This is a genomic window from Mediterranea massiliensis (genome assembly GCF_900128475.1).
Classification (GTDB): Bacteria; Bacteroidota; Bacteroidia; order Bacteroidales; family Bacteroidaceae; genus Bacteroides; species Bacteroides massiliensis_E.
Genome location: NZ_LT635831.1, coordinates 1 through 5,955 on the forward strand (window position 1 = coordinate 1; position 5,955 = coordinate 5,955).

Consider the following 5,955-nt stretch of genomic DNA (forward strand, 5'->3'; position numbering starts at 1 on the left):
TTGACTGCCCTGTCGTTGGTTGGGTGATCCATTGCGCTGCTTACCCATCTGTAAACAAACGAATATTGTTCGTACTGCTCTCCACCTTCTTCACGAGGATGCAGGGTGTTGATAGTGAAAATAACCGTGTCAGCTTTGGGCTTCCTGCCCTTTACAGGGTATTTGCAGAACAGCTTATAATCAAACCATACATCAGAGCCACTTTCCTTGATACGTTCTTTTGCTGGTTTAAGGATTTTTCTGTCTATGTCATTGTTTGAGTGCTTTTCTGGTATTTCTAAATCTTTCCTTAACTGCTGTATGGAGTAGTAATACTCCTTTCTGTCTCTTTGGCTGCAAATTATCTTATACAGCCTTTTTGTGTAGTTACCACGAAGCCCAAGCGCAAGTCCTTTGGAATACCTTGTACCACCTACACCAACACCGTAATAGACTAAGAACGGAATAGCCCAAGGATTAAGGGTAAGCATTATTTGGTTTGTTCCCTTTATGTTGTGTATAGCAATGAGGATAGAACCACCAATCGTTTCAACCTCTTTGTCTATTTTGGGGTGCTTCCAACGGAAAGAAAACCTTTTGCTTAACATGTCGGTCGCTTCTTTTATGACCTTTGTTTTGTTGTTTTGTCCGCCTGCTTCATCGCATCGGATAGTAACATAGGGCATATTAAACAAATCACGTGGCAGTTCTTCTTCCCTTGTCATATGCTTTTGCAGCTTGTCACTGATAAGGGTAAGCAGGTTTTCTTGCCATTCTGAAATATTATACTGCCCGAATGTTACGTTATTGGGCTGTATAAGCATGATCTCTTCTTCTGTTGGTGGTGTTATTGGGATAAATAGTTTGTCCATAAGACTGCTTTTTTGAGGTTACTTTGCGAAACTACATATAAAAACCGAAATAACAAAAAGATTTTCTGTTTTTATATTATACTTTAGTAATTTGGTCGGTTTTTGGTAGGGGGGATTTTAGTAATTTGGTCGGTTTTGATACGTTTGTTTTAGTAATTTGGTCGGTTTTGATACGTTTGTTTTATTTGTAATACATTGAAATATAGTGTTTTGTAATTAAAAAAACACATTCTTACAAGATATTCTGCAAAGACATTCTAACAAGAAAGCGGATTTTAGGGTGAAAGTGACCTAGCTTGCCTCTCTGAAAAACCGCACAAAGAAGGAGAAAAAGAGAACCCTCCCTTTAGGGAGTTAGGTGGGTTTGGATAGGCAAATTTTCTGGCGCGTTAAAAAATGTATATATTAGTAATTTTGTGTTTATTTTCTTTGCTTTTGATATATATTGTTATACATTTGCAATAAAAAGTATAACAATATGGAAGTAGCAATAAAGAAACTAACTGCATTCAGACTTGACAGCAACCTTCTGGACATGCTGAAGAGTGCTGCCAAACGTGAACATCGGAGCTTAAACAACTTCGTAGAATGTCTTCTTATGGATGCCATGTACACAGAACCAAACGAAGAGACCAAAGCGGCCATAGAAGAAGCTCGTGCCGGGAAAAACCTGAAGAAAGTTGATACAAGCAGCTTCGAGAACTTTATAAAATCCTGTAGTGAATGAGAGAGGTTAAGACTGGTGGCCAGTTCCGGAAAGACCTGAAACGGTACAGGAATGATAATACCAAACTGGAAAAACTTTATGAAATTGTAGGATTCCTGGAACGTTGTGAGGATGTTCCAAAAGAGTTTAAACCTCATATGCTTTCAGGTGATTATGCAGGTCACATGGAATGTCACGTAGAAAATGATTTTCTTTTGATATGGATTGATGATGAAGTCGTAAAGCTGGTTAGGCTTGGCAGTCATTCAGAATTGTTTGGAAAGAAGAAGAAATAACAAAACCATTTTAGAAAGTCAGCAGAACTTCAAAACAAAATAAGTTCTGATGACTTTTGTTTTATGCTTTTGTTCAGAACAAGGACAGCTGCCGTTTGTCCTCTTCTTCCTGTTTGTGTACTTTCTGGCTCTGCTTCTCATACTCGAGTATCTCCTGTATTGACCGGATAGCTCTTTTTCTCTGTTCCGGAGTGGTGCGCCTTGCCATACCCTTTTCCATTTTCCCGGACTTCAGCCAGTTCGAATACATGTCGATCAGGCAGAGTACTTCTTCTTCCATTACTGTAGGCACTCTCATGGTCTTGGTGTACATGCCGGACACGGCCTTTCTTCCGGAACCTTCTCTGGCTCCACCTTTCCCGGTCTTTTTCCCTGGTTCCTTTTCCATAGGTCTGTTTTGTTTGATTTCGTTACGGAATCAAAGTTAGGTATTTTATATCGGATATCCAAGTAAAACCGCACACTGATTTGCACTGCAAACGGCTGCACTCGTCGGGAGTGTTGGTACACCCCCTTGCCGTGCGGCGCTCCCCGACCGATGAGTTTTTTGTGGTGTTCCGGACATGTTCTGTTGTGCGGTTTTGTTGGGTAATTCTGTTGTGTACCGGGTGTGCGGTTTTCGTGTGTGTTCACGTGTGTGGGATAGGTTCTATCTCTCCCCGTCCCCTTTGCTGATTTCGCGCTGGGGAGGGTGTTCGATAGAACAGCAAGAGGAAACCGGGCAAGCCCTGTTTTTTCCTCTTGCCCTACGGGGTTTTTAGCTGTAAATCAGCTATTTAGAAAATTATACTAATATAATTTGGTTATAACGAATAAATATACTATCTTGTAAACCAATTAGTTAGCATATTAATTTGTTATAATAAGCCTTATAATATCATGGAAAAAGACAGCAAAACAACGGTAGCGGTAGAACGTACTACTTTTGCTAAACTTGACCGTCTGGCCAAGGCAAACAGTGTGTCAAAAATGGAGTTTATTACTCATGCCATAAACTACTTTGAGAAGTACGGTATAAACCCGGTCGAGCATGAAAGTCCGGCACAGGAAATGCAGAAGCTTATCAAGCGCATGGACCAGGTGTTCGCATTCCTGAAGAAACAGGAAACGGATCTTGTGCGTCCGGCTTGTGAAGCTCTGGCCGGAGCCAGCACACAGATAACCATAAGCCTTTCATCCTTACTTTCGGAAGAAAAGTTCAGGCGGTTCCTGAAGGACAACAAGGAGCTGCTTGCCGGGATAATCAACAGTTCAGACAACAACGGCAAGGCTATAGGCAGGGCAGAAAAAGCGGTGCGGGATGCAGATTCAACTATCAGGAAGAACCAGGAGATTATCTTCAAGCGGATAGAAGCCAGCGAAACGGCACAACTCAAAGCCATGCAACATATCGTTTCCTTCCTCGATGCAAAAGGAAAGACCGGGCTGCTCGATGACATAAACAAGGTCTATAAGAAGGAAAAGGACAGGAGGGGGCTATGAACATAAAGATTCAGGGTGGCGGTTCCGGAACTTATGCCAATACAGGGAGCTGCACAGGAGTAACGACCTATCTCCAGCATGAGGATCTGGAGCGCATGAAGAACGGCCGGGAAGTACAGCCGTTTTTCAATAATTCTCGTGACTACATAAGCGCACAGGAAGTAACCTTCAAGATAGACAACAACAAGGCAAAATTAAGCCGGAACGATGCGAAATTCTATGTGATCACGGTAAGCCCTTCCAGCCGGGAGCTGGAGAAAATGGGCAAGACAGAGAAGGAACAGGCTGAAGCCATGAGAAAGTATGTGCGTGATGATGTGATGCAGCACTATGCGGAAGGGTTCGGAAAAGGCTTGAACAAAGAGGATATCGAGTATTACGGAAAGATCCATTTCGAGAGGAAGGGAGCCGACCGGTACGACATGCACGCACATATCATCGTAAGCCGGAAGGACAGGAGCAACACCAGGAAGCTAAGCCCAAAGACCAACCACACCGGGAAGAAGAACTGCGGAAACGTGAAGGGCGGTTTCGACAGAACAGATTTTTTCCGAAAGTGTGAAACCTCATTTGACAAGCGCACAGGGTATGACCGGGCTCCAGAACAGACCTTTGACTATCTCAATACCATGAAGAACGGAAGTCCGAAAGAAATCTTCCAGAAGAAGGAATGGGCGGAACGTGTGAACCATGAACGGCTTGAAAAGATGAAAGCCGAATGGAGCCGGGATCTTCAGGAACCGCACCAGGAACAAGGCCGGGAAGAGAGCCAACAACAGGGAAACAGTATTTCCCAAGTTCCGGAAATCAACCAGGCACCACAGCGGAAGAAGCAGCTGGAGGAAGAACTCGACCAGCCCAGGAAAAGAAGTCGGGGTTTTGGAATGGGTATGTAAATTACAGATACATGCTTGCGTGAGGGATGTTTGTCCCCTGTATTTAAGTTTGGTTCTAAAAAGAAACCCCAACGGATAAAGTCAACCCACCAGCATTAAATCTTTTATTATTCCTACCCATGGAGCCAATTCCCGGTATATAAGAGAATTCATATTTTGCCTGGTTATACGTATATCCTATACCAACATGAATTGAAGTCTTTTTTGTGACAGGCAGTGATATTCCGGCAGAGGGGGAAATATAAAAACCTCCACTTTTATAACCTCCACCATCATGTTCTTCTTCAAAAAGTTCAGAGTATCCGATTTTCATATCTATGTATGGCTTAACTTTTAAGTTACAAAGTGTATAACGTACATCTGCGAAAACAGGCAGACTGTATGTTTTAAGTATGTCGCTTTCTGTTGAAATACCCAACCCTATACCTCCTCCAATGAAAAGATTGTTATGAAAGAGATCTACGCCATGGACAGTGTTGATATGCCATTGACTGAAACCATACTCACCGCTGCCAAATGAATAACCGGTATTGACAAAACCACGATAACGACTCTGGGCTACGGATATGGTAGTTATAAATGATACTAAAATCAAAATAAATAATTTCTTCATAAATGTTATTTTATTAATAGTTCTGTATTAACTCTTATTTTTCCAAAAGTTTTCTGTTCATCACGTACCCGGCAAAGTTCCCGGTATGCTTTTTCCTTATACTCCTGAAGAACTTTGATTTCGTTACGTAATCGGTCGTTTTCTTCCTGAAGGACCTTGAGTTCTTTAGTCTGTTCTTCAGACTTCATTTCAGCACGTACCTTTTCTTCAGCTGTCTTTGCGATAAGTTCTGGAGCCAGAAGCTGTATCTGCTTCTGTGCCGTTATAAATTCACTCATGAGCATACACAAGGCTTCTACCTGGTTCCTTTCCTTCTCGATGTCTGGAGGAACAGGAAGAAATGGTGTTGTTTCCTTGTCATAGATGTCAAAGTCATTCTTCTCTATGAATTTCCAGGCTGTTTCAACCCATTCACCGACAGGCTTTCCGGCTTTTCGGCAATATATTTTTATTTCTTCGAGTATGTTTTTAGGTACTCTTAGAGTTGATGTCTGTATATTTGCTTTTTCTTGCATATCAATGATTTATGTGCAAAAATATAAAGAATATATTTATCAATATACACTTTCTACAAAAAATATATTATTGCTTTGTTATGTGTGTATCTACAAAACAACCACCGAAGCCGGATAAGGCGTCTGGTTGCGTGTAAGTGACTGTTACAAGGGTTTGTCCCATGAATGTTTCAATCTTGTCTATAACGGCCTCCATTGGCTCCCCTAAGCCTGTGGCTTCAGCAGATACCAATATCAAATCTCCTTCTTTCATATCTTTGGTTTTTTTGATTGTGTCACAAAATCAAATTATTTTATACCGAACTCTTCTCTTAGCATTTTGAGCAGTGAATTTTCAGCGTGCTTTCTTACCATATCCCCTGCACATACCTTGTCATCGTAGTAACAGCACCTTTCGTACACGTTTTTAAGTCTGCCGAGTTCAGCTATCTTATCCACAGCTTTGACTGCCCTGTCGTTGGTTGGGTGATCCATTGCGCTGCTTACCCATCTGTAAACAAACGAATATTGTTCGTACTGCTCTCCACCTTCTTCACGAGGATGCAGGGTGTTGATAGTGAAAATAACCGTGTCAGCTTTGGGCTTCCTGCCCTTTA

Annotated in this window: 9 protein-coding genes and 1 pseudogene; 4 read left to right on the plus strand and 6 right to left on the minus strand. The window is 41.9% G+C overall.

Features of this window, described 5'->3' with window-relative positions; genetic code table 11:
- Window positions 1-851: replication initiation protein (locus BQ7483_RS00150; protein WP_072544400.1), on the minus strand; the 851-nt coding region annotated here is incomplete at its 3' end.
- 478 nt (window positions 852-1,329) lie between these two features.
- Here BQ7483_RS00150 and BQ7483_RS00155 point away from each other — a divergent pair.
- Window positions 1,330-1,578: a toxin-antitoxin system protein gene (locus BQ7483_RS00155; RefSeq protein ID WP_008782592.1), complete on the plus strand. Its 249-nt coding sequence runs from the start codon at window positions 1,330-1,332 to the stop codon at window positions 1,576-1,578.
- Complete coding sequence (locus BQ7483_RS00160) at window positions 1,575-1,853, plus strand: type II toxin-antitoxin system YafQ family toxin (RefSeq protein WP_008782593.1); 279 nt, start codon at window positions 1,575-1,577, stop codon at window positions 1,851-1,853. The genes BQ7483_RS00155 and BQ7483_RS00160 overlap by 4 nt, the downstream gene beginning before the upstream one ends.
- A 73-nt stretch (window positions 1,854-1,926) precedes the next feature.
- On the opposite strand, the gene BQ7483_RS00165 is transcribed toward BQ7483_RS00160, so the two are convergent.
- On the minus strand, window positions 1,927-2,241 hold the full coding sequence (locus BQ7483_RS00165) for a hypothetical protein (RefSeq protein ID WP_008782594.1): 315 nt from the start codon (window positions 2,239-2,241) through the stop codon (window positions 1,927-1,929).
- Window positions 2,242-2,732: 491 nt separating this feature from the next.
- Here BQ7483_RS00165 and BQ7483_RS00170 point away from each other — a divergent pair, with 491 nt between their 5' ends.
- Window positions 2,733-3,335, plus strand: a complete 603-nt coding sequence (locus BQ7483_RS00170; protein WP_008782595.1) for a BfmA/BtgA family mobilization protein — start codon at window positions 2,733-2,735, stop codon at window positions 3,333-3,335.
- The gene (locus tag BQ7483_RS00175) at window positions 3,332-4,231 is read left to right on the plus strand and encodes a DUF5712 family protein (protein ID WP_008782596.1); all 900 of its coding nucleotides are present in this window, start codon (window positions 3,332-3,334) and stop codon (window positions 4,229-4,231) included. The genes BQ7483_RS00170 and BQ7483_RS00175 overlap by 4 nt, the downstream gene beginning before the upstream one ends.
- A 55-nt stretch (window positions 4,232-4,286) precedes the next feature.
- Here the strand turns inward: BQ7483_RS00175 and BQ7483_RS00180 are convergent, their stop codons facing one another.
- The 4 genes and pseudogenes from BQ7483_RS00180 to BQ7483_RS17805 form a co-directional block, all read right to left on the minus strand.
- A complete protein-coding gene (locus BQ7483_RS00180; RefSeq protein ID WP_072544401.1) occupies window positions 4,287-4,844 on the minus strand; it encodes a hypothetical protein in 558 nt (185 codons plus the stop codon).
- A 5-nt stretch (window positions 4,845-4,849) separates the two neighbouring features.
- Window positions 4,850-5,359: a hypothetical protein gene (locus tag BQ7483_RS00185; protein ID WP_008782589.1), complete on the minus strand. Its 510-nt coding sequence runs from the start codon at window positions 5,357-5,359 to the stop codon at window positions 4,850-4,852.
- 67 nt (window positions 5,360-5,426) lie between these two features.
- Window positions 5,427-5,612 carry a hypothetical protein gene (locus BQ7483_RS00190; protein ID WP_008782590.1) on the minus strand — a complete coding sequence of 62 codons (186 nt, stop codon included), beginning with the start codon at window positions 5,610-5,612 and terminating at the stop codon, window positions 5,427-5,429.
- Between the two features lie 35 nt (window positions 5,613-5,647).
- Window positions 5,648-5,955: pseudogene (locus BQ7483_RS17805) on the minus strand (replication initiation protein); the annotation flags it as partial.